Source organism: Pseudomonas sp., assembly GCF_041601375.1.
Classification (GTDB): Bacteria; Pseudomonadota; Gammaproteobacteria; order Pseudomonadales; family Pseudomonadaceae; genus Aquipseudomonas.
Genome location: NZ_JBFIIG010000294.1, coordinates 1 through 1,773, shown reverse-complemented (window position 1 = coordinate 1,773; position 1,773 = coordinate 1). Strand labels below are relative to the sequence as shown.

The following is a 1,773-nucleotide window of genomic DNA, read 5'->3' as shown; positions in this document are numbered from 1 at the left end:
GTGCACATCCTGCCCGGCGAAACCCTTGGCTACAGCGGCCTGTATCTGAAAGTCCCGAGTGAAAACCGTCTGGTCGCCTCCAAGGAGCTGCCGTTTCATAAGGGGCTCAAGTTGCTGAACCAGCGTTTTCAGGCCAGGGGGGAGGCCTTTCTACCGGTGCTGATCAAGGAAGACTTGCGCGGCTTCGAGGGGCGCATGCCGTCGCTGCACCTGCACCGCATCGTTCCGGCGCGCCTGGGAGCATGCGCCCATCGCGACATCGAGGCGCTACAGGGGACCATTGCCGAACGTCTGCTCGGCTTGTTCCGCCGCGTTTGAATCGCCGCCGCGCCGCCATCTCCTAATACCTGCCGCCAACCTCCGAGATGGATCGTCTCGTCGCCCCCAGGCTGTCGCGCAGGTATAGCCATTAAATAGACATCATTCGGGCGTATGCTCAGGGGCGGCGCTCAGCGGCGTTTCGTCAGGCTTTTTTGCGTCTGCGATGCTTGCCAGCCGGTGGCTCGAAAGCGCTCTGCCGGGCTTCGATGCGTCGTCAACGGTCGATTATTGGTTAAAATTTCCACAATGCTCTTTCGATATGCGCCGGTTGTCGGCACAATTCGCCTCCACTTTTTGGGGAGGGGGTCAGTTTCGCTGATTTCCTGCCGGTAGACCTTGCATGGGCACCGAGATGATCAAGACGCCGTACTACCTGATCGACAAACAGAAGCTGCTGGGCAATCTGGAGAAGATCGCCTACGTACGCGAACAGTCCGGGGCCAAGGCGCTGCTGGCGCTCAAGTGCTTCGCCACCTGGTCGGTGTTCGACTTGATGCAGCAGTACATGGACGGCACCACCTCCTCGTCGCTGTATGAACTCAAGCTCGGTCGGCAGAAATTCGCCGGCGAGACCCACGCCTACAGCGTGGCTTGGGCCGACGACGAAATCGACGAGATGCTCGCCAACTGCGACAAGATCATCTTCAACTCGATCGGCCAGCTCGAGCGCTTCGCCGACGCTTCCGCCGGCAAGGTGCGCGGTCTGCGGGTCAACCCGCAGGTGAGCAGCTCCGATTACCTGCTGGCCGACCCGGCGCGCCCGTTCAGCCGCCTGGGCGAATGGGACCCGGAAAAGATCGCCACGGTGATGGATAAGATCTCCGGCTTCATGTTCCACAACAACTGCGAGAACGACAGTTTCGAGCTGTTCGACCAGATGCTCAGCACCATCGAGGAGCGCTTCGGCGATCTGCTGCATCAGGTGCAGTGGGTCAGCCTCGGTGGCGGCATCCACTTCACCGGTGAAGGCTACCCGCTGGATCGCTTCTGCGCGCGCTTGAAGGCGTTTTCCGAGACCTACGGCGTGCAGGTGTATCTGGAGCCGGGTGAGGCCGCTATCACCCTGAGCGCCTCCCTGGAAGTCACGGTGCTCGACACCCTGTTCAACGGTAAGAATCTGGCGGTGGTCGACAGCTCCATCGAAGCGCACATGCTCGATCTGCTGATCTACCGGCTCGATGCCAAGATGGCGCCCTGTGACGGCGAGCACCGCTACATGGTGTGCGGCAAATCCTGCCTGGCCGGCGACATCTTCGGCGAGTACCAGTTCGATCGTCCGCTGGCCATCGGCGATCGTTTGTCGTTTATCGACGCAGCGGGCTATACCATGGTCAAGAAGAACTGGTTCAACGGCCTTAAAATGCCGTCTATTGCAGTGCGACAACTCGATGGCAGCGTCGAGGTGGTTCGTGAATTTGGGTTCGACGATTACCTGTCCAGTCTTTCCTGAAG

The 1,773-nt window shown here is 60.1% G+C and carries 1 protein-coding gene and 1 pseudogene; both read left to right on the top strand.

Going from position 1 to position 1,773, the window contains the following annotated elements; translation table 11 throughout:
* Window positions 1-318, top strand: a pseudogene (locus ABZE94_RS21220) (hypothetical protein); the annotation flags it as partial.
* A 355-nt stretch (window positions 319-673) separates the two neighbouring features.
* Entirely contained in the window at window positions 674-1,771 is a 1,098-nt protein-coding gene (locus ABZE94_RS21215; protein WP_372878174.1) for a carboxynorspermidine decarboxylase, read from the top strand.
* The last annotated feature ends 2 nt before the right edge of the window (window positions 1,772-1,773 follow it).